This is a genomic window from Arthrobacter tecti, assembly GCF_054511355.1.
The window spans coordinates 466,302-485,771 of record NZ_JBTNCT010000001.1 but is presented as its reverse complement, the minus strand read 5'-3'; the positions used below and the strand labels follow the sequence as shown (position 1 = coordinate 485,771).

At 63.4% G+C, this 19,470-nt stretch carries 17 protein-coding genes; 11 read left to right on the top strand and 6 right to left on the bottom strand.

Features of this window, described 5'->3' with window-relative positions; translation table 11 throughout:
* Nucleotides 1-39: 39 nt before the first annotated feature.
* Together ACX80C_RS02190 and ligD are read left to right on the top strand one after the other, a co-directional pair.
* The gene (locus tag ACX80C_RS02190) at nucleotides 40-873 is read left to right on the top strand and encodes a siderophore-interacting protein (RefSeq protein WP_459324576.1); all 834 of its coding nucleotides are present in this window, start codon (nucleotides 40-42) and stop codon (nucleotides 871-873) included.
* A gap of 61 nt (nucleotides 874-934) precedes the next feature.
* On the top strand, nucleotides 935-1,957 hold the full coding sequence (ligD, locus tag ACX80C_RS02185) for a non-homologous end-joining DNA ligase (protein WP_459324575.1): 1,023 nt from the start codon (nucleotides 935-937) through the stop codon (nucleotides 1,955-1,957).
* Between the two features lie 3 nt (nucleotides 1,958-1,960).
* Here ligD and ACX80C_RS02180 read toward each other — a convergent pair whose 3' ends face one another.
* From ACX80C_RS02180 to ACX80C_RS02165, 4 genes are all read right to left on the bottom strand, one after another.
* Nucleotides 1,961-2,731, bottom strand: coding sequence for a hypothetical protein (locus ACX80C_RS02180; protein ID WP_459324574.1), 771 nt, complete (start codon nucleotides 2,729-2,731; stop codon nucleotides 1,961-1,963).
* Nucleotides 2,732-2,925: 194 nt separating this feature from the next.
* On the bottom strand, nucleotides 2,926-3,579 hold the full coding sequence (locus ACX80C_RS02175; RefSeq protein ID WP_459324573.1) for a DUF6318 family protein: 654 nt from the start codon (nucleotides 3,577-3,579) through the stop codon (nucleotides 2,926-2,928).
* Between the two features lie 83 nt (nucleotides 3,580-3,662).
* Entirely contained in the window at nucleotides 3,663-4,712 is a 1,050-nt protein-coding gene (locus tag ACX80C_RS02170; protein ID WP_459324572.1) for an ATP-dependent DNA ligase, read from the bottom strand.
* Between the two features lie 32 nt (nucleotides 4,713-4,744).
* Nucleotides 4,745-5,512 carry a class I SAM-dependent methyltransferase gene (locus ACX80C_RS02165; protein WP_459324571.1) on the bottom strand — a complete coding sequence of 256 codons (768 nt, stop codon included), beginning with the start codon at nucleotides 5,510-5,512 and terminating at the stop codon, nucleotides 4,745-4,747.
* Between the two features lie 147 nt (nucleotides 5,513-5,659).
* Between ACX80C_RS02165 and gcvH the strand changes: the two genes are divergently transcribed.
* The 5 genes from gcvH to ACX80C_RS02140 all read left to right on the top strand — a co-directional run bounded on the left by gcvH (nucleotide 5,660) and on the right by ACX80C_RS02140 (nucleotide 8,653).
* Nucleotides 5,660-6,046: a glycine cleavage system protein GcvH gene (gcvH, locus tag ACX80C_RS02160; protein ID WP_459324570.1), complete on the top strand. Its 387-nt coding sequence runs from the start codon at nucleotides 5,660-5,662 to the stop codon at nucleotides 6,044-6,046.
* A gap of 76 nt (nucleotides 6,047-6,122) precedes the next feature.
* Nucleotides 6,123-6,602 (top strand): FHA domain-containing protein, encoded by a 480-nt coding sequence (locus ACX80C_RS02155; protein ID WP_459324569.1) that lies wholly within the window; start codon nucleotides 6,123-6,125, stop codon nucleotides 6,600-6,602.
* Between the two features lie 8 nt (nucleotides 6,603-6,610).
* A complete protein-coding gene (ftsR, locus tag ACX80C_RS02150) occupies nucleotides 6,611-7,360 on the top strand; it encodes a transcriptional regulator FtsR (RefSeq protein ID WP_459324568.1) in 750 nt (249 codons plus the stop codon).
* Nucleotides 7,361-7,369: 9 nt separating this feature from the next.
* Nucleotides 7,370-7,879 (top strand): bifunctional nuclease family protein, encoded by a 510-nt coding sequence (locus ACX80C_RS02145; RefSeq protein WP_459324567.1) that lies wholly within the window; start codon nucleotides 7,370-7,372, stop codon nucleotides 7,877-7,879.
* A gap of 180 nt (nucleotides 7,880-8,059) precedes the next feature.
* Complete coding sequence (locus ACX80C_RS02140) at nucleotides 8,060-8,653, top strand: MerR family transcriptional regulator (RefSeq protein WP_167992375.1); 594 nt, start codon at nucleotides 8,060-8,062, stop codon at nucleotides 8,651-8,653.
* A gap of 145 nt (nucleotides 8,654-8,798) precedes the next feature.
* Here ACX80C_RS02140 and ACX80C_RS02135 read toward each other — a convergent pair whose 3' ends face one another.
* The gene (locus ACX80C_RS02135) at nucleotides 8,799-9,626 is read right to left on the bottom strand and encodes a ParA family protein (protein WP_459324566.1); all 828 of its coding nucleotides are present in this window, start codon (nucleotides 9,624-9,626) and stop codon (nucleotides 8,799-8,801) included.
* A 267-nt stretch (nucleotides 9,627-9,893) separates the two neighbouring features.
* Here ACX80C_RS02135 and ACX80C_RS02130 point away from each other — a divergent pair, with 267 nt between their 5' ends.
* From ACX80C_RS02130 to ACX80C_RS02120, 3 genes are all read left to right on the top strand, one after another.
* Nucleotides 9,894-13,295, top strand: coding sequence for a pyruvate carboxylase (locus ACX80C_RS02130; protein ID WP_459324565.1), 3,402 nt, complete (start codon nucleotides 9,894-9,896; stop codon nucleotides 13,293-13,295).
* 131 nt (nucleotides 13,296-13,426) lie between these two features.
* Nucleotides 13,427-14,923 carry a MinD/ParA family ATP-binding protein gene (locus ACX80C_RS02125; protein ID WP_459324564.1) on the top strand — a complete coding sequence of 499 codons (1,497 nt, stop codon included), beginning with the start codon at nucleotides 13,427-13,429 and terminating at the stop codon, nucleotides 14,921-14,923.
* Between the two features lie 5 nt (nucleotides 14,924-14,928).
* On the top strand, nucleotides 14,929-16,347 hold the full coding sequence (locus ACX80C_RS02120) for a mycothione reductase (RefSeq protein WP_459324563.1): 1,419 nt from the start codon (nucleotides 14,929-14,931) through the stop codon (nucleotides 16,345-16,347).
* Here the strand turns inward: ACX80C_RS02120 and ACX80C_RS02115 are convergent.
* Nucleotides 16,344-18,164 (bottom strand): AMP-dependent synthetase/ligase, encoded by a 1,821-nt coding sequence (locus ACX80C_RS02115; protein WP_459324562.1) that lies wholly within the window; start codon nucleotides 18,162-18,164, stop codon nucleotides 16,344-16,346. The two genes, ACX80C_RS02120 and ACX80C_RS02115, sit on opposite strands and share 4 nt — an antisense overlap.
* 241 nt (nucleotides 18,165-18,405) lie before the next feature.
* On the opposite strand from ACX80C_RS02115, the gene ACX80C_RS02110 reads away from it, so the two are divergent.
* Nucleotides 18,406-19,455: an ROK family protein gene (locus ACX80C_RS02110; protein WP_459324629.1), complete on the top strand. Its 1,050-nt coding sequence runs from the start codon at nucleotides 18,406-18,408 to the stop codon at nucleotides 19,453-19,455.
* Nucleotides 19,456-19,470: the final 15 nt, after the last annotated feature.

Sequence of the window (19,470 nt, the reverse complement as noted above, 5' to 3'; positions counted from 1 at the left end):
AATGCCGCTTGAGGGGCCTCGACATGAGAAATTTGGAATATGAATAACGCTCAGCCCCGGCCGGCTCGTCCTCAGCACGTCTTCGAGGTGATACGCCGCGCTTGGGTAACCCCGCATCTTGCGCGTATTACGTTGGGCGGCGCCGGATTCGACACCTTCGAACCCAAAGCGGTGACTGATAGCTACGTGAAGCTGCTGTTTGCCAGGCCCGAGCTCGCTCTCGAACCTCCCTACGACCTCGCGGCCCTTCGCGCACAACTTCCGCCTGAGGATGTACCGGTTACGCGCACCTACACCGTGAGGCGGGTTAACCACACTGAACGCATTCTGGACATCGACTTCGTTGTCCATGGAGATGAGGGCCTTGCCGGTCCGTGGGCTGCGCGGGTTCAGCCGGGGGAGCGCATCGCGCTGATGGGGCCTGGGGGGGCCTACTCACCGGATACAACGGCGGATTGGCATCTATTTGCCGGCGATGAATCAGCGCTTCCTGCGATCGCGGCCGCGCTGGAGGCGTTGCCCGCGGAAGCTGTCGGGGTCGCGTTCCTCGAGGCTGGTGGTCCTGACGATGTGATCAACTTACAGAAGCCCTCCGGCGTGGATGTGGTGTGGGTTGAGCGGGGGAAGCGGGACGATTTGACGAAGACGCTGCTCGCTTCGGCGGTGAAATCGTACGAGTGGCCCGTCGGGCGGGTTCAGGTCTTTGCACATGGCGAGCGGGAGTCTATGAAGGCGTTGCGAGATGTCTTCCTGAAGGAGCGGGGACTGGGCAAGGACCAGTTGTCGCTCTCGGGTTATTGGGCTGCCGGCCGGACGGAGGATCGTTTCCAGGCAGAGAAGCGTGAGCCGATCGGCGTGATCCTGCCGTCCTGACGGCGCGTCGACGCGCCAGTCCTCGGCTAGTTGGCGGGTGGTGCAGAGTATGTTTGGGAGCATGGCATCCGAGGCAATAGTTTTATCCGTTGATGGGCCGAACGGCACCCGCGAGGTCCGCATTTCCAGTCCGAGCCGCATCATGTGGCCGGATCTCGGGCTGACGAAGCTCGATCTCGCCAAGTACCTGGTCGATGTCGGGGACGCTTTCATCACGGCCAATGGTGGCAGGCCGCTCGCCTTGCAACGCTTCGGCGACAGCATCGACGGGGAGCAGTTCTTCTCGAAGAACCCTCCGAAAGGTGCCCCGGACTACATCCGCTCGGTCAAGGTGGTTTATCCGAGTGCGCGCTCGCACCCGCAGCTGGTTATCGATGAGCCGGCCGCCGCGGTCTGGGCAGCGCAGATGAATACCGTTGTTTTCCATCCGTGGCCTTCGCGCGCCGAGAATTCGGACAACCCCGACCAGCTGCGGATCGACTTGGACCCGCAGCCGGGAACAGATTTCGACGACGCCGTCCCCGCCGCCATCGAGCTACGGAAAGTCTTGGCGGAGGTGGGCCTCAACGCATTCCTCAAGACCTCCGGCAACCGGGGGATTCATGTGTATGCGCCGATCGAGCCGGTCAAGGAGTTCCTTGATGTCCGGCATGCCGTCATCGCTGCGGCGCGTGAGCTGGAACGGCGCATGCCAGACAAGGTCACCACATCGTGGTGGAAGGAAGAACGCGGCGAGAAAGTCTTCGTGGACTTCAACCAGGCGAATCGCGATCGGACTATCGCCGGTGCCTACAGTCCACGGGCACTGGCTCATGCTCCGGTCTCGTGTCCAATAACGTGGGATGAGTTGGAGAAAGTGAACCCGAGCGATTTCACGATTCTGACCGTTCCGGACCGGCTGAAGTCGGTCGGCGACCCATGGGCCACCTTCCACGAGGAGCCAGGGACGATCGATACTCTGCTCGAGTGGTGGCAGCGTGACCTTGATTCCGGCTTGGGGGAACTGCCCTTCCCGCCCGACTACCCGAAGATGCCGGGCGAGCCGCCCCGAGTTCAACCGAGCCGGGCGAAGAAGGACAAGTAACGACTACTGGCAGCCCCAAGCTGAAGGATCTTCTTCGCAGGTTCCATCGACGAGGCGGTTGTCGGAACGCCAGATGCTGATCGGGTGCGGTTCCGATTCCACGGCTGCTTGTCCCGCGATGGGGATCCAGGGTCCGCCGTTGACGGAGTAGTCGCCGTTGAATCGTGTGGTGAGGACGAGGTTGTAGTCTCCGGTTTCCTCGTAGACGTGGCTGGTTGGTGTTTCGACCATGAGCCAGTCTTCTTCGGGGACGGAGTTACCTGCCGTCATGGTCGTCCTGGTGGTGCCGTCGCCGTAGTTCCAGTCGTATTCGACCGGCCAAGCGCGGATCCGGACGTCGTCTCCGAGCGTCTCGAATGCGAATTCCTGCTCTTCGACGTTCGCCCAGACGTTGTTGTGTCCGCCGAGCAGGCCGAAGTTATTCGGCTCCGAGACTACTTCGGCCGCGATGATCGGCTGGCTCTGGAAGTCCTCAAGCGTTATGACTACTGGAGGGTCCGCGGGCTCGCCACCGTTCGGCGGTTGCGGAACGGGACTATTGGGGTAGATGCATGTCGTCTCACCGGTAGCAGTTTGTGTTGGAGGCGAGGTTGAACTGTCGACTGCAATCCACTCAACCATTGCGCCATCCTCTGCCGCGTTACATGGGGCATTGATCCGTACGCAATCCCCGGGATCGAGGAAGCTACCAACGCCTTGAAGGCATACGCGCTCATAGGTGTAGGTGATGTTCGATGGCGCAACGGGACTGTTCGTGTCGGCTACTGCGCCCATGTCTGGTTCGTTAGCGGTTTGTGCCGGATCACCACCGGCCTCTTCCGTCGTTTGATTAGTAGCAACTATTTCGCTGCCGGCAACGACTCCTTTAGCAGCTTCGTCCTCCTTCGCGTTTGCGGGTGACAAGGAAGTAGAAGCCAAGACGCAAACAATTGCGCTCAGACCCAGAAACCGCCAGATGATGGAATTCATCATGACGAGACGTCCACTGTTCCGAAGTCGAGCATCAACCATGCGCCCGTCTCGTAAACAGCGATTGTTCTGCGCAGGACGGGCTCGCCAACGGCAGGCATCGTTTCCTCAACGTCTCCATTTCGGTTGAGGACGGACAGTTCGTCTTGCTCGATTGTTATATATGAATCGACCGAACCCGATGCTGTCTGTCGAAACTTGGTTTCGTAACTCTCGAGGCGGACCTGCCCGCCGATCTGCCATCCGCCGTTCGCGTATGTATCCTCCGTGGTGCCGGCAATGACGTGGCAAGTCTTACAGCCGTCGTCTGTTACCGCCCAAAGGGGTTCGAAGTTGTTCGTTGCCTGGGCGTAATTCAACAGCTCGAACCACCACCCCGTGAACGCCTCAAGCCCCTCGATCGAGTTCTCATCCGCCAGCGCAGGCTTCTCGGGGACCGGAATGTTCACGGCGGGCCCGGCCTCGGACGCGGGAGACGGCGTGGGCGAAGCAGGAGCAGAAGGTGATGCAGATGAAGAGGCAGGCGCAGAAGCAGAAGCGGACGCCGAATCAGAAGAGGAAGTGGCATCAGGGTCACCACCCTGACACCCCGCAAGTACAAGAACAGAAAGTGCCGCACCCGCAAAAGTGCTGACCACGCGAGACTGAATCATGAATTCCCCGACCATTGGATTACCTGGACCGCAACCCATCCTAGCCAACCAGGGACCGCCGATTCAGTTATCCACAGGAGAAGTCAGGCGAGGACCTTACTGAGGTCGTACGCGGCAGGTATCTCCAGTTGCTCGAAGGTGCAGGAGCGCGCTTCCCGGTCCGGCCGCCACCGTTCAAACTGGGCGGTATGCCGGAACCGCTCGCCCTCCATCTGGTCATATCGGACTTCCACCACCCGCCGTGGATGCAACCGTACGTATGACACGTCCTTGGCAGAAGCGAACCGGCTGCGATCCGTCTCGCCGCGCACAATCTCACCGGAATCGTCCCGTATGACATCCGGTTCCAGCTCATCGACCAACTCGAGCCGCCGCTTGTCCGAGAACGCGGAAGCGCCGCCCACGTTGCGCAACTCGCCGTCGTCGTCGTACAGGCCAAGCAACAGCGAACCGACACCCTGACCGCTCTTATGGACCCGGTATCCAACCACCACAGCGTCAGCGCTCCGATGATGCTTCACCTTCAGCATGCGCCGCTTATTCGGCTCATACGCCGCAGCCAGGGGTTTGGCTACAACGCCGTCCAACCCGGCCCCCTCGAACTCGACGAGCCAGCGGCGGGCAAGTTCGACGTCGTCCGTCACCTGCGACAGATGGATGGGCGCCGCGAAAGACTCCCCGATGCCCTCCAACGCTTTCCGCCGCTGGGCGAAGGGCACCTCCAACAGGTTGTTGTCGTCGATTCCCAACAGATCAAAGGCAATGAACGACGACGGCGTCTGCTCCGCCAGCAGGCGCACGCGGCTCTCCGCGGGGTGAATGCGCTGGGAGAGCGCCTCCCAATCGAGGCGCTCCGCCCCCTGCTCACCCTGCCGGACGACTATCTCGCCGTCGACCACGCACCGCTCAGGCAGGTTCTCCAGGAGGGCTTCCACCAGCTCGGGGAAGTACCGTGTGAGAGTCTTTGATCCCCGGCTTCCGATCTCGCACTCACCGTCCGCGATGTGAATGATCGCACGGAAGCCATCCCACTTCGGCTCATAACTGAGCCCGCCCGCAACACTGTCCGGCTCCGGAACTGCGTCCATTGCCTTGGCGAGCATGGGCTGAATCGGGAAAGGCACGTCAGTCATTCTCCGATCCTGTCCTATCGCCGCTGAATTCGCTACGCAGGCACGCGCGCTACGAAGATCGACTCCAACGACGACGGCGTAACGGGGGAACGGTCCCAGCCGCCGTAGGTGCTTCCAACCTCGAATCCCGCCGACTCCAGCGCGCCGCGAACCGTCTCCTGCGAGGGGAAACGCAGCGTGCTGGGTGTGATGATCTCCTCGCCGCTACCGAGGAACCGGTGCGTCATCTCGAAGGTGACATGCTCTCCGTCCACCTGCAGAGTCGAAGCACTCCACTCGATCTCGCCGACGCCCTCCACCATTGCCCGCCGGCGCGAGAGCTGCGGTGTCCACCGCTCCCACGCACGTGCGAGCGGATTCCGGGTCTCGAAAGCCAGCTGGCCGCCGGGCCGGAGGTGATCGAACGCCCGCCTCAGGAACGCGTGCATGGAGTCATCGTCGAGGAAGACCTGGAAGGCGTGTCCGGTCATGGTGATGAGATCGAACCGCGCAGCGAGGTGCATCTCGCGTGCATCGGCGCAGACCCATTGAACCTGACCGTGCGTATCGTCCCGCCGTGCCGCGTCAAGCATGGGCGCCGCCGGGTCGAGGCCCACCACACGGTGCCCGGCGTCGGCCATCGCCAACGCAAGCACGCCCGTGCCGCAGCCAGCGTCGAGGACATCGAGTGGTCCGTAGCCGGCCAACTCCACGTAGAAGCGCACGTCTTCACGTTCGCCGTTGATCGGGTCATAAAGGGCGACCAGGCGTTCGTCGATGTAGTGCTCGTCAAGTTCCGTGTTACGCCGGGTACCGTCCATTCATTCACCGTACGGGATCCGCAGCGGTGGGCAGTGACGCACGGCACGGGGCATGTGCATATACTCGTTCGTAAGGCCCCCGATCGTAAGAGAAGGGGCCACTCTTTAAGTCGCAATCATAGCCCGGCGCCCCATGAAAGGCCGATAATGAGCAACGTTCCCGAAGACCTTCACTACACCGCTGAACACGAGTGGGTGACGTCGCCCGACAACAACGGAGTTGTGCGTGTTGGCATCACAGACTTTGCGCAGGACGCGCTCGGCGACGTGGTCTACGTCCAGATGCCTGAGGGCGGCTCGAAGGTGTCCGCCTCTGACGTTGTCGGCGAGGTGGAATCGACCAAGAGCGTCAGCGACATCTACGCCCCCGTGGCCGGAGAGGTTGTCAACCGCAATGAAGCGCTCGACGGCGACCCCGCCCTCATCAACTCGGACCCCTACGGTGATGGCTGGCTGATGGAGATCAAGGTCGAGGACGGCTCGGTCGTGGAGGAACTTCTCAGTTCTTCCGAATACGCTCAGCAGGTAGGCTAGACTCACCGGCTTAGGCAATGGAAAAGTGGCCAGCCGGGGAACCGGTCGGCCACGCATTTTGGGGAAGGAAACATCAATGGTTGGCGAGAACAACGCAGCCGCTAAGGACGCTTCGGGATCGCACGCGCCGTCACCGGAAACCACTACCATCGGGCTGCCTCCGCAAACTGCCTCTACTGCCGTGGAACCGCGGCTGACCAGCGAAGAGCTTGCCGCTGTTGCTGCACTGCCTGCCGGATCAGCCCTGCTGATCGCCCACACGGGCCCCAACGCAGGCGCGCGCTTCCTGCTGGATGAGGACGTCACCACGGCCGGGCGCCACCCCAACGCAGACATCTTCCTGGACGACGTAACGGTGTCCCGTAAGCATGCCGAGTTCCGGCGCGGCCCCGAGGGCTTCCGGGTGGAGGACGCCCGAAGTCTGAATGGAACCTACGTGAACAACGACCGCGTGGACAATGTTGTCCTGCGCAATGGCCATGAAGTGCAGATCGGCAAGTTCCGGCTCACTTTCTACGCCGCAGGTAGCTTCTCGCAGCCGCAGGGCCAGGCCTAGGGGAGTACATGCCCTCCTCCCAACCGTCCCGGCGACCCGTAGGCCTCGCTCCAGAGCGTGTCAGCGGGAATGTCCTGAACATTGGGGAAGTCCTCACCGAACTGGCCGGGGACTTTCCCCAGATCAGCGCATCCAAGATCCGCTTTCTCGAAGAAAAAGGGCTCATCACCCCGCAGCGGACCAGGGCGGGTTACCGCAAGTACACCCCTGTCGACGTCGAACGCTTGCGTTTCGTTCTTGCCCTGCAGCGCGACCAGTATCTGCCGCTGAAGGTGATTAAGGATTACGTTGATGCCATCGACCGCGGGGAGCGTCCGGAGAGCCTTCCCGGCGGCCTCAGCCTTGCGCCCCGCATGGTTTCGGACCAGCTCGCGCGTGAACTCGAATCGCATGCCAGGTGCCTCACCCGTGAAACGTTAACCGCCGAGGCCGGAGCCCGTCCCGAGCTGATCCGCGATCTGGTCTCGTTTGGGCTCATCGCCGAAGTCGACGGCCGTTTCGATGAGCATGCACTCAAGATCACCCGCGCGTGCGTTCAATTGGAAGCGCACGGCATTGAACCCCGCCATCTTCGTCCCTTCCGTGCTGCCGCTGATCGCGAACTCGGTCTGGTGGAGCGGGTAGTTGCTCCCGTCGCCTCCCGCCGCGACGTTGCCTCCAAGGCACGCGCCGCTGAAACGGCCCGCGAGATCAGCGAATTGTGCCTCAACCTCCATAGCGCCCTCGTCCAGGGACAGATTGCACGGATGGAAAATTAGGAGGCGGACATGCTCGAAGTGGAAGTGGTCGGCGTGCGAATCGAATTGCCGTCCAACCAACCGCTGGTCCTCCTGAAAGAGTCAGCCGGCACCCGTCACATCCCGATCTGGATCGGTGCACCCGAAGCAAGCGCCATTGCTTTCGTGCAGCAGGGAATCGTGCCGCCCCGTCCGATGACCCACGACCTCCTGGTCAGCGTCATTTCAGCTCTCAAGCACAGCGTCACGGAGGTGCGCCTGGTGCGCGTGGAGGACACCGTTTTTCACGCCGAAGTAGTGTTCGACGACGGCACAACCGTGAACTCCCGCGCCTCTGATGCCATCGCCGTAGCCCTGCGTGTTCCATGCCCCATCTACTGTGCACCCCAGGTCATGGAGGACACAGGGGTGGAAATCACGGAAGCGGAGGACGACGACGGCGAGACCACCTCCGCAGAGGGCCAGGCCAACGCTGAGCGCGAGTTGAAGCAGTTCCGCGAATTCCTGGCAGACGTCGAACCGGAAGATTTCGAACGGTGAGCAGGGCGACACGCGCACATTGTTATGAGCGGCATCTTTGACCTCGGGTTCCCGGGGATCTAACGTCGAAGCAGACAGTTCCCATTGCACTCACCGGAAACTCAGGGCACACTTACATCAAACCCTGTGGACCTCGGCTTGTGCCACTTCCCCCCGGGAACCAGAACGAGGAGGCAACACGTGAGTCCGAAAGGCGACGCCGGTACGGGTTCCAACGCGGCCGCTGCAGGTGCAGCCATTCCGGTGAGTGCGCAGGGCCTGCTCTTCACCGAAGACCTCCCCGTTCTGGATGAGGACGCCGGCTACCGCGGCCCCACCGCTTGCAAGGCGGCAGGTATCACTTATCGCCAGCTCGATTACTGGGCCCGCACAGGCCTTGTGGAACCAGCCGTACGCGGTGCATCGGGTTCGGGATCCCAGCGCCTCTATGGTTTCCGGGACATCCTCGTCCTGAAAGTCGTCAAGCGACTGCTGGATACCGGTGTTTCGCTTCAGCAGATCAGAAGTGCGGTTGAGCATCTACGTGAGCGGGGGGTCGAGGACCTGGCGCAGATCACGCTGATGAGTGATGGTGCTTCCGTCTATGAGTGCACTTCGGCCGACGAAGTCATCGACCTCGTCCAGGGCGGACAGGGCGTGTTCGGAATCGCCGTCGGTCGCGTCTGGCGGGAAGTCGAGGGTAGCCTCGCTGCACTGCCAAGTGAGCACGCCGCAGACCAGGATTTCCCCGATGACGAGCTGAGCAAGCGGCGCGCGGCCCGAAAGATCGGCTGACGCCCAGCCATATGCCCCGCCTTAGTGCGGGGCATTTTCATGGAATCCGCAATCAGCCCACGATCGAGTCAGTAGCAATCGCTAAAATACCGGCGAAAGGTAGTCATTTCTGCTGAGTCGATGCGGGGCGGGGTCCAGACGGCAACTACCGACGGGCTACCCGGCTGCGCATGCGTCCGGAGTCCAGAAGCGCGCGGAGCAGATCGTCGAAGTATCCCGCAGCCTGCTTTGCCGATTCCCCCGGCCAGTGATGGACCGCGTGAGCGGCGCCTTGAATCTGCTGCCAGTTGGCCTGCTCCGAGATGGTGGGGCTGAGCAGAAGGTCGCCGAACATCTGCTTCATCTCATTCAGCCGGAATGTGTGTTCGTTCGACCCTGTCCGGACCCGGTTGGCGACAATCCCCGCCGGTGTGAGGTTGGGCGCGAACTCGTTCTTGAACAGTTCGATGGCGCGCATGGTTCGTTCAGTCCCGGCGACGGAGAACAGACCAGGCTCAGCAACCAGCAGTACCCGGTTGCTCGCCGTCCACGCCATGCGGGTGAGGCCATTCAGTGAGGGTGGGCAGTCCACCAGCACCAGCCGGTACCCCTCGACACGTTCCAGCAGGGTGGCCAGACGCTTCAGGTCCCGCTTCCCGAGGTCAGGGCGGTCATAGATCCCGGAGTAGGAGGAGCCCATTGCGACGTCGAGCACGGGGGCTGACTTGTTGGAACTGCGTTTCTGCGCTGTGCCTACCCAACCGCTGGGGACGACATTCGAGGCGAGGTCGCCGCGGCGTGCGTTCTTGAGTAGGCGACCGATGTCCACCTGGCTGTCTGCCTGTACGCCGAGCCCCGTAGTTGCGTCCGCGTGCGGGTCCAGGTCAACTACAAGCGTGGGAATCCCGGCCGATAGTGCCGCGGACGCCAGTCCCAGGGTGACCGAGGTCTTGCCGACGCCACCTTTGAGGCTGCTGATGCTCACTACTTGCACTTGATGAACCAATACCTAACGTTTTGAGGTGCCATGTACCGCAGGGTCCAGTCTTCCGGATCGAAGTCGCCGCCCACCTTCTCATCATAGGTGGACCCGTACGGCAGACGAACACGGCTCGGCGGCCGCAACGAACACGGCGATGCTTAATTCAGGAGCCAACCGTTACCGGCATGCGGACACGAATTACTGTGCGCCGATCGACAATATGTAGGCTGGGGACGCTAAGTTGTCGTTCCGTTGAACCAGCAAGGATGCAGGAGAGCAATGTTCTCGAAGATTCTGGTAGCTAACCGTGGCGAAATCGCCATTCGTGCGTTTAGGGCGGGCTACGAAACAGGCGCCAAGACAGTTGCGGTTTTCCCCTACGAGGACCGGAACTCCATCCACCGCCAGAAAGCGGATGAAGCCTACCTCATTGGGGAAAAGGGCCATCCGGTGCGTGCGTACCTGGATGTGGACGAAATTGTCCGTGTCGCCAAGGAAGCCGGGTGCGACGCCATTTATCCCGGTTACGGTTTCCTCTCCGAGAACCCGGGTTTGGCCCGTGCAGCAGCCGACGCCGGTATCACCTTCGTGGGTCCGCCGGCAGATGTGCTTGAGCTGGCCGGCCACAAGGTACGTGCGTTGGAAGCTGCGCGGAAAGCCGGCATTCCGGTACTGAAGTCCTCGAAGCCGAGCGCGGACCTTGAGGAACTCATCGCTGCTGCGGACGAAATCGGCTTCCCCATTTTCGCCAAGGCGGTTGCAGGCGGCGGCGGTCGCGGCATGCGCCGCGTGGACTCCCGTGACGCGCTCCGGGAGGCGCTGGAATCGGCGATGCGTGAAGCCGATTCGGCTTTCGGCGATCCAACGATGTTCCTCGAGCAGGCAGTACTGCGTCCACGGCACATCGAGGTTCAGATCCTGGCCGACGCCGAGGGTAACGTCATGCACCTGTTCGAGCGGGATTGCTCGCTGCAGCGCCGTCACCAGAAGGTCATCGAGATTGCCCCCGCGCCGAACCTCGACGAAGGTATCCGGCAGGCGCTCTACCGTGACGCCGTCGCGTTCGCCAAGGAACTCAAGTACGTGAACGCCGGAACGGTGGAGTTCCTGGTGGACACCGTCGGAGAGCGTGCGGGTCAGCATGTGTTCATCGAGATGAACCCGCGTATCCAGGTGGAGCACACGGTGACCGAGGAAGTCACCGACGTCGACCTCGTGCAGTCGCAGCTGCGGATCGCGGCCGGTGAGACTCTAGCGGACCTCGGCCTGTCACAGGAGACCGTCCACCTCAAGGGTGCCGCGCTCCAGAGCCGCATCACCACCGAAGATCCCGCCAACGGGTTCCGCCCCGATGTCGGGAAGATCACCGCTTACCGATCGGCCGGCGGCGCCGGTGTGCGCCTCGACGGCGGAACTGTGTACGCGGGTGCGGAGATCAGTCCGCACTTCGACTCAATGCTGGTGAAGCTCACGTGTCGCGGACGAGACTACGAATCCGCTGTCCGCCGTGCCCGGCGCGCGCTCGCGGAATTCCGGGTCCGCGGTGTGTCCACAAACATCTCTTTCCTGCAGTCCGTGCTGGATGACCCTGCGTTCATCGCCGGTGATGTGGCGACGTCCTTCATCGACGAGCGTCCCGAACTATTGACCGCGCGCGTCCCGGCGGACCGGGGAACCAAGCTGCTGAACTGGCTGGCTGAGGTCACGGTGAACAAGCCGCATGGTGAGCTGACCGTGGAGTTGGACCCTGCGGAGAAGCTGCCGGTCATAGCTGACGAGAACTACCAGCCGGGCTCGCGGCAGCGGCTGCAGGAGCTCGGACCTGAGCGGTTCGCGGCCGAACTTCGGGCGCAGACCGCACTGGCAGTCACTGACACAACGTTCCGCGATGCCCATCAGTCACTCCTGGCCACCCGTGTGCGCACCAGGGACCTGGTTGCTGCCGGTCGGGCAGTTTCCAGCCGTCTGCCGCAATTGCTTTCGGTTGAGGCGTGGGGCGGTGCCACCTACGACGTCGCGCTTCGGTTCCTCGGCGAGGACCCGTGGGAGCGCCTCGCCGCGCTGCGGGCGGAAATGCCGAATGTCTGCCTGCAGATGCTGCTGCGCGGCCGCAACACGGTCGGGTACACCCCGTATCCCGAGGCCGTAGCCTCCGCCTTCGTGAAGGAGGCCGCTGCCACCGGTATTGACATCTTCCGCATCTTCGATGCGCTCAACGATGTCTCCCAGATGGAGCCGGCCATCCGCGCGGTCCGGGAGACCGGCACTGCGGTGGCGGAGGTGGCGCTTTGCTACACCTCCGACATGCTGGACCCCGAGGAGAAGCTTTACACCCTCGAGTACTACCTGGAGCTCGCGCAGCGGATTGTCGATGCCGGCGCACATGTCCTCGCGATCAAGGACATGGCCGGGTTGCTTCGTCCGGCCGCAGCAGCCAAGCTCGTGACGGCGCTGCGCGAACGGTTTGACCTACCGGTACACCTGCACACACATGACACCGCGGGCGGCCAGATGGCCACTCTGCTTGCCGCGTCTCACGCAGGGGTCGACGCCGTCGACGTCGCCAGTGCGTCACTCGCCGGCACAACCAGCCAGCCCTCGGCCTCGGCGCTGGTGGCCGCGCTGGCTCACACCGAACGTGACACCGGCATGTCCCTGGAAAATGTGAGCTCCCTGGAACCGTACTGGGAGGCCGTTCGCCGCGTCTACGCACCCTTCGAGTCCGGACTTCCAGGACCCACAGGCCGTGTCTACCGGCACGAGATTCCCGGCGGGCAGCTCTCGAACCTGCGCCAGCAGGCCATCGCGCTGGGCCTCGGTGAACGGTTCGAAGCCGTCGAGGACATGTACACGGCCGCTGACCGCATGCTTGGCCGCCTGGTCAAGGTCACGCCGTCGTCGAAGGTAGTCGGTGACCTCGCGCTCCAACTGGTCGGATCCAATGTCGACCCTGCAGCGTTCGAGGAGAACCCGCAGAACTTTGACATCCCGGATTCCGTGATCGGCTTCCTCAGCGGGGAGCTCGGGGACCCGCCGGGCGGCTGGCCGGAACCGTTCCGGACCAAGGCCCTGCAGGGCCGCACAGTGAAGGTCCGTGACGCCGAACTCAGTGACGAGGACCAACAGGGCCTCGACGGAGACTCTGCAACCCGCCGGGCAACACTGAACAGGCTCCTGTTCGCCGGACCCACCAAGGACTTCGAGAACACCCGGAACACCTACGGAGACGTCTCCGTGCTGGACACCCGCGACTACCTGTACGGCATGCAGCAAGGCAGCGAGCATGTTATTCCGCTGGAGAAGGGCGTCCGGCTCATCGCAACGCTTGAAGCCGTTTCCGATCCGGATGAGAGGGGCATGCGCACAGTGATGTGCACGCTCAACGGGCAGATGCGCCCCGTTGTTGTCCGCGACCGCAGCGTCCATACCGATGTGAAGGCCGCTGAGAAGGCCGACCCGGCCCAGCCGGGGCATGTCGCGGCTCCGTTTGCCGGCGCCGTCACCCTCGGGGTTGCTGAGGGCGAAACTGTCCAGGCGGGCGACACGGTTGCCACCATCGAGGCGATGAAGATGGAGGCGGGCATCACCAGCACATTAGGAGGCACGGTCAAACGGCTGGCCATTGGAGCGGTGGAGCAGGTGCAGGGCGGCGATCTCCTGCTGGTCATCGACCCTGCCTGAGCCCGCCTGCACGCAGTGTGAAAGCCTGCGCTATCGTGATGCATAAGCTCAGCGGCAGGGAGAGAGATCCGGGCCGCCGGGCGCCAGTGCAGGCTGCGCATCCGCAGCGCATCACCCGACCGTGAGGAACCATGGCCAACGACAAGAAGCCGGCTACACCGTCCGCTGAGAACCAAACCCAGCGAGGCCCGGACGAAGCTGTGGCCGGCGGGGATCAATCCGGTCCGGAGGCATCGGAGTCGTCGGAGTCGTCCAAGATCGCGGATGAGTTCGGTGATGATGCAGGTGCGCCGGAAGCGGAAGGTGCACAGGAAGCGGCAAGCGCGCCCGATGCACAAGACGCTCCGGAAGCGACAGACGGCGAGCCCGCCGAGGACGCTGAGCCCACTCTGAGCTCGGAAGCAAGCGAGCCTTACGTCGGCAATGCCTCCGAAGCGCAGGCTAACGGCCACTTCGTTGTGCAGGCGCCCCAACCCGATCGGTTGCCGCACATCGGCATAACCGCTGCAGCGGACGGACAGATGCCGGGACAACACCCCACTGAGGCGGCGGACCTGACCATAGCCGACAGCGACATCCGGCTATCCGAGGATGAAGAAGGTTCAGGCTGGACGCCCTCGGCCGGCCGTCGGCCGGACACCGGTAGGCCTTCGGCAGGCTTGGCCGGCGCTCCGGATCGCAGCGCGAGGCGCGAGAAGGAAGAAGGTCCGGAGCCGGCGTCGTCGCTCACTGCCGACCGCCTGCTGGCTTCCCGGCAGCGGCCTCCGGTGGGAGGTTGGAGATCATGGCTGTACAAGGTCACGCTGGGCTACCTCAACCTCGGAGACTCCGACGCCGTCCGCATCCGCCGCGCCCTCGAGCACCGGATCGGCGTGCGACTGGGGGAGCGGACCCGCTATGTTCCGGTCCTCTCGCGCAAGGGCGGAGTCGGTAAGACCACGGTCACCACGCTGCTGGGTATGGCGCTTGCCGATATCCGCGAGGACCGCATCATCGCGATGGACGCGAACCCCGACCGCGGCACACTCTCCGACCGTTCGCCGGGCCGGGCTGAATACACTGCCCGCCAACTGGTGCAGAACCGGTTCATGGTGGATTCCTTCGCACAGCTTTCCAGCTACGTAGCGCGGGACGGTTCGCGGCTGCACGTGCTCGCCTCGGATACGGATCCCACGGTTGCGCAGGCCTTCGACGACGCCGACTACCGGGCGGTGACGGATATCCTCGGTCGGTACTACTCGATCGTGCTCACCGATTCCGGAACGGGAATGGTCCATTCGGTGATGAAGGGCACACTGGAGAAGGCCGACGCCGTGGTGCTTGTGTCCGGCGGAAGCGTCGACGAAGCCCGCCTGGCGTCCGAGACCCTCTCATGGCTTGAAGCCCATGGTCGGCACGACCTCGTGGCGAAGGCGATCGTGGTCATCAACCTGTCCTCGGGCAGCCGCACCGAAGTCAACGTCAATGAGATCGAAGAGCACTTCCGCTCCCGCGTCGGCACGGTCATCCGCATCCCGTATGACCGGCATCTGGCCGAGGGGTCGCGGGTTGAGCTGGCTAAACTGCAACCGCGCACGCGGGACGCCGTAACGGAGCTCGCAGCCCTCGTCGTCGACCAGCTGCACTGATCCGCATGACGCATTACGATCTGGCCATCATTGGCTCGGGCTCAGGCAACACGCTGATCACGCCGGAATGGGACGGCAAGAAAATTGCCATCATCGAAGGCGGCACCTTCGGTGGTACCTGCCTCAACGTAGGCTGCATTCCCACCAAGATGTTTGTCTACCCCGCGGAGCTGGCCCGCGCCGCGACCGACGCCGGCAGGCTTGGCGTGGACGTGCAACTCACAGGGGTGCGCTGGGCAGAATTACGGGACCGCATCTTCACCCGGATCGACAGCATCTCGGAGGCGGGCCGCACCTACCGCGGCGCTGAACTGGAGGACGTGGACCTCTATGAAGAGGAGGTGCGGTTCACCGGCGACCGGACGCTGACGACCGCGTCAGGAGAGGTAATCACCGCCGATCAGGTGGTGATAGCAGCCGGTTCACGCGCCGTCGTCCCGGACATTCCCGGGCTTGACCTGCCGCAGGTGCACACCTCGGACACAGTCATGCGCCTGCAGGAGCTGCCCCGCCGGATGCTGATTATCGGCGGGGGATACATTGCCGCTGAGTTCGCGCACATCTTCTCCTCGCTGGGAACCGACGTCACGCTCGCCGTCCGGTCGGACTTCATGCTGCGCAGCCTCGATGACACGGTGTCGGAGCAGTTCACCGAGAGCGCGCGTGCTCAGTGGAAGCTGCTCACCGGGCACCAGGTGTATCGGGTCAGCAGCAACGGTGACGGTTCCGTTACCGCCGATCTGGCCGGGCCGGATGGGACCGCGCTGGAGGTTGAGGCCGACGTCGTTCTGGTCGCGACGGGACGAAAGCCGAACAGCGACAGGGTCGGGGCAGCGGAGGTCGGTTTCGACCACGCTGAGGACGGCAGGGTGGAAGTCGACGTGTTCCAACGGGTAACGCGACGCGGAGAACCTGTCGAAGGAGTGTGGGCGCTCGGCGATGTTTCGAGTCCGTTCCAGCTCAAGCATGTAGCCAACCACGAGGCGCGGGTGGTGACGCACAACCTGCTGCATCCAGATGCCCTGCACGCGAGCGACCACCGGTACGTGCCGGCCGCGGTCTTCACACGTCCCCAGATCGCCACAGTCGGCCTCACCGAGGAGCAGGCACTCGAACGGGCGGAGAGAACCGGGTCCAAAGCCCTTGTAGCAGTGCAGCAGTACGGTTCGACGGCGTACGGCTGGGCAATGGAAGACACCAGCGGATTCGTGAAGCTCATTGCGGAAGAAGATACCGGCACTATTCTCGGCGCGCACATCATGGGCCAGGACGCATCGAACCTGATCCAGCCCGTCATTCAGGCAATGCACTTCGGGCTGGACGCTTTCACCATGGCTCGCGGACAGTACTGGATTCACCCGGCGCTTACCGAGGTGGTGGAGAACGCCCTGCTTTCGCTGAAGACGCCCTCCACCGAGGGTTAACTGACCCGCGGAGCCTTCGGCTGGATGTAGATTTCCTCGACGAGCGCCGCGTAGTCCTTGAGAACCTGCGCCCGCTTGATCTTCATCGAAGGCGTGAGGTGGCCGCTGGCCTCGGTGAAATCCTGATCGACAATGCGGAACACCTTGACGGCCTCGGCCTGTGACACCGATTCGTTGGCGTGGTCCACCAGCGCCTGAATTTCGGCCTGTACCGCCGAATGCCGGGCTGCTTCCGCCACAGTGGTCCCTGCCGGAAGGTGATGCCGCTCCAGCCAGCCCGGCAGTGCTTCCTCATCCAGGGTGATCAGTGCCGCGATGTACGGCCGTTGGTCGCCCAGGACCACGCACTGGGACACAAGCGCATTGGCGCGGATTGTGTCTTCGAGCTGGGCAGGGATGACGTTCTTGCCACCTGCGGTGACGATGATTTCCTTCTTGCGCCCCGTGATGCTGAGGAAACCGTCGTCGTCCAGTTGGCCGATGTCACCCGTGTGGAACCAGCCGTCCGTGAACGCCTCCTCGGTCAGATCAGGCCGCTTGAAGTAGCCCTTCAGCACGCAGACGCCCTTGGTGAGGATCTCGCCGTCGTCGGCTATCTTGACGGCGTTGCCGGGCAGTGGAGCACCGACGCTACCGATCTTGATCTTCTGCGGGGTGTTCACGGCGATCGGAGCAGTGGTTTCCGTGAGCCCGTAGCCTTCCAGCACCATGAGGCCGATTCCGTGGAAGAAGTGCCCGAGGCGGTCGCCAAGTGGAGCTCCGCCAGACACTGCGTGCTGCACCCTCCCACCCATGGCCGTGCGGATTTTCCCGTACAGCAGCCGGTCAAACAGTGCGTGCTTGGCCTTCAGCGCAAAGGGCACCTTCCCGGCCTGCTCCGCCTTGGACCAGGCGATGGCAACGTCAGCGCCTGCGTGGAAGATCTTGCCCTTCCCGCCGTCTTCCGCTTTGAGCATGGAGTTGTTGTAGACCTTCTCGAAAACGCGTGGGACAGCCAGGATGAAGGTGGGCTTGTAGCTCTGCAGATCGGGCAGCAGGTTCTTGACGTCAGGGGTGTGCGCCACGGTTGCACCGGCCGCGACGCAGAGCACCGAAATGAACCGGGCGAAGACATGCGCGAGTGGGAGGAACATGATGGTCTGCGCGCCCTCATGGGCTACCTCGGGTAGAGACGCGGCAGCGTTCTCCGAGAGTTCGACGAAGTTGCCGTGCGTAAGCTCGCACCCCTTGGGCTTCCCCGTGGTTCCGGAGGTGTAGATGATGGTGGCGACGTCCTCGAGACCGGCGATGAGCCGCCGTTCCTCCAGCGCCGCGTCATTGATGTCGGCTCCCGCCGCCCTCAGCGGGTCCAGGCCGTTGCCGTCGAACTGCCAGACGTGCTTGAAGGCTTCCAGCCCTTCAGTAGTTACTGCCTGGCGCACCACGTTCTCATGCCGTCCGGACTCGACGAATGCAGCGACTGCGCCGGAATCACCGAGAATCCACCCGACCTGCGACGGGGAGGAAGTCTCATACACCGGAACGGACACGGCACCGGCGAACCAGATCGCGAAGTCCACCAGCGACCACTCGTAGCGGGTACGGGCCATGATCGCGACCCGGTCCCCAGCCTGCACACCCGAAGCCATCAGCCCCTTCGCAAGGGCACGGACATCGGAAAGAAAATCAGTTGCACTCACGTCGGACCACTGACCAGCAGCGTCCTTGGTGGCAAACAGGGCAGGGTTGCTGGCTTTCTCGGCCTGCTTCACGACGAGGTGCGTAGTGTTGCTGTCCCGGGGGACCTGCACTTTGGCCGGAACGCTGAATTCGCGCACGGGAATCTCCTTTGATTTTCGTCACATCCTGCGAGATTTCCCTAGCCTATAGCTTTTCCGCGCGTTCTTACTCTCCAGTAATGTACGAATCGGTAACGGTGTCAGGGCAGGCACGGCACAGCGCGTTCCCACTACGACGGCGGGAGGTCCACACTGGATGAAAACGGAACCAACAGGCAGCGCACCGCCGCAGAAGCTCCGCGATCCCTTCGGAAATCAGCGGCGTCCGCAACCGCGGCTGATGCCGGGGACCACCCGCTACGCGCCGAGGCCCCTGCGCGGCCGCGGGCTTGCCATCGGCATCGACATCGGCGGCACCAAAGTCGCGGCCGGCGTGGTGGATCCCGACGGCGTGATCGTCGCCTCTGCGCGACGGGAGACCCCGGGGCAGGACCCACGCAAGGTTGAAACCGTGATTGTGGACCTCGTCCGCGAACTGGGACGCGGACGGCGTATCCGCTCGGTGGGCATAGGTGCCGCCGGCTGGATGGACCTTGACAACGGCACAGTCCTGTTCAGCCCTCACCTGGCATGGCGTAACGAACCGCTGCGGGCGAACCTCGAGAAGATGCTTCGCCGCCGGGTTACCGTGCTCAACGATGCTGACGCTGCGGCCTGGGCCGAGTGGCGGTTCGGTGCAGGCCGGGATGAACCTCGACTGGTCTGTATCACTCTCGGCACGGGGATCGGGGGAGCGATGATTATGGACGGCGTCCTCGAACGTGGCCGCCACGGGGTGGCGGGCGAATTCGGGCACCAAATCATCGTGCCAAACGGGCACCGGTGCGAATGCGGAAACCGTGGATGCTGGGAACAGTACGCTTCCGGCAACGCGTTGGGACGCGAAGCACGCGAGCTGGCTACTGCGAACTCGCCCGTGGCCCAGACAATCCTTCGCGAGGTGCACGGTCGGGCGGAATCGATAACAGGGTCGGTAGTCACCCGGCTTGCGCTGCAGGGGGACCCTGCATGTCGGGAACTTATAGACGACGTCGGGCAGTGGCTTGGACTGGGCATCGCCAACCTGGCGGCAGCGCTGGATCCGGGCACCTTCGTGATCGGTGGCGGGCTCGGCGCTGCCGGCAGCCTGCTGATCGACCCTGCGCGCCGGTCCTTCGAACGCAATCTCACCGGCCGTGGCTTCCGGCCGGCAGCGGTCATTACGACGGCGGCGCTGGGCCCGGAAGCCGGGCTGGTCGGGGCTGCCGATCTCTCACGCATCAGGTCCGGGCCGTTACTTCGCCGCGGCTACGGTGCGGCGCCCGCCGCACGCCGTGGCGAACGCAGGTGACCACGTAGTTGCGGA

Excerpts from the sequence above, each read along its gene's own strand:
- ACX80C_RS02190 (WP_459324576.1), top strand. The coding sequence starts at position 40 with ATGAATAACGCTCAGCCCCGGCCGGCTCGTCCTCAGCACGTCTTCGAG.
- ligD (WP_459324575.1), top strand. The coding sequence starts at position 935 with ATGGCATCCGAGGCAATAGTTTTATCCGTTGATGGGCCGAACGGCACC.
- ACX80C_RS02180 (WP_459324574.1), bottom strand. The coding sequence starts at position 2,731 with ATGGGCGCAGTAGCCGACACGAACAGTCCCGTTGCGCCATCGAACATC.
- ACX80C_RS02175 (WP_459324573.1), bottom strand. The coding sequence starts at position 3,579 with ATGATTCAGTCTCGCGTGGTCAGCACTTTTGCGGGTGCGGCACTTTCT.
- ACX80C_RS02170 (WP_459324572.1), bottom strand. The coding sequence starts at position 4,712 with ATGACTGACGTGCCTTTCCCGATTCAGCCCATGCTCGCCAAGGCAATG.
- ACX80C_RS02165 (WP_459324571.1), bottom strand. The coding sequence starts at position 5,512 with ATGGACGGTACCCGGCGTAACACGGAACTTGACGAGCACTACATCGAC.
- gcvH (WP_459324570.1), top strand. The coding sequence starts at position 5,660 with ATGAGCAACGTTCCCGAAGACCTTCACTACACCGCTGAACACGAGTGG.
- ACX80C_RS02155 (WP_459324569.1), top strand. The coding sequence starts at position 6,123 with ATGGTTGGCGAGAACAACGCAGCCGCTAAGGACGCTTCGGGATCGCAC.
- ftsR (WP_459324568.1), top strand. The coding sequence starts at position 6,611 with ATGCCCTCCTCCCAACCGTCCCGGCGACCCGTAGGCCTCGCTCCAGAG.
- ACX80C_RS02145 (WP_459324567.1), top strand. The coding sequence starts at position 7,370 with ATGCTCGAAGTGGAAGTGGTCGGCGTGCGAATCGAATTGCCGTCCAAC.
- ACX80C_RS02130 (WP_459324565.1), top strand. The coding sequence starts at position 9,894 with ATGTTCTCGAAGATTCTGGTAGCTAACCGTGGCGAAATCGCCATTCGT.
- ACX80C_RS02125 (WP_459324564.1), top strand. The coding sequence starts at position 13,427 with ATGGCCAACGACAAGAAGCCGGCTACACCGTCCGCTGAGAACCAAACC.
- ACX80C_RS02120 (WP_459324563.1), top strand. The coding sequence starts at position 14,929 with ATGACGCATTACGATCTGGCCATCATTGGCTCGGGCTCAGGCAACACG.
- ACX80C_RS02110 (WP_459324629.1), top strand. The coding sequence starts at position 18,406 with ATGCCGGGGACCACCCGCTACGCGCCGAGGCCCCTGCGCGGCCGCGGG.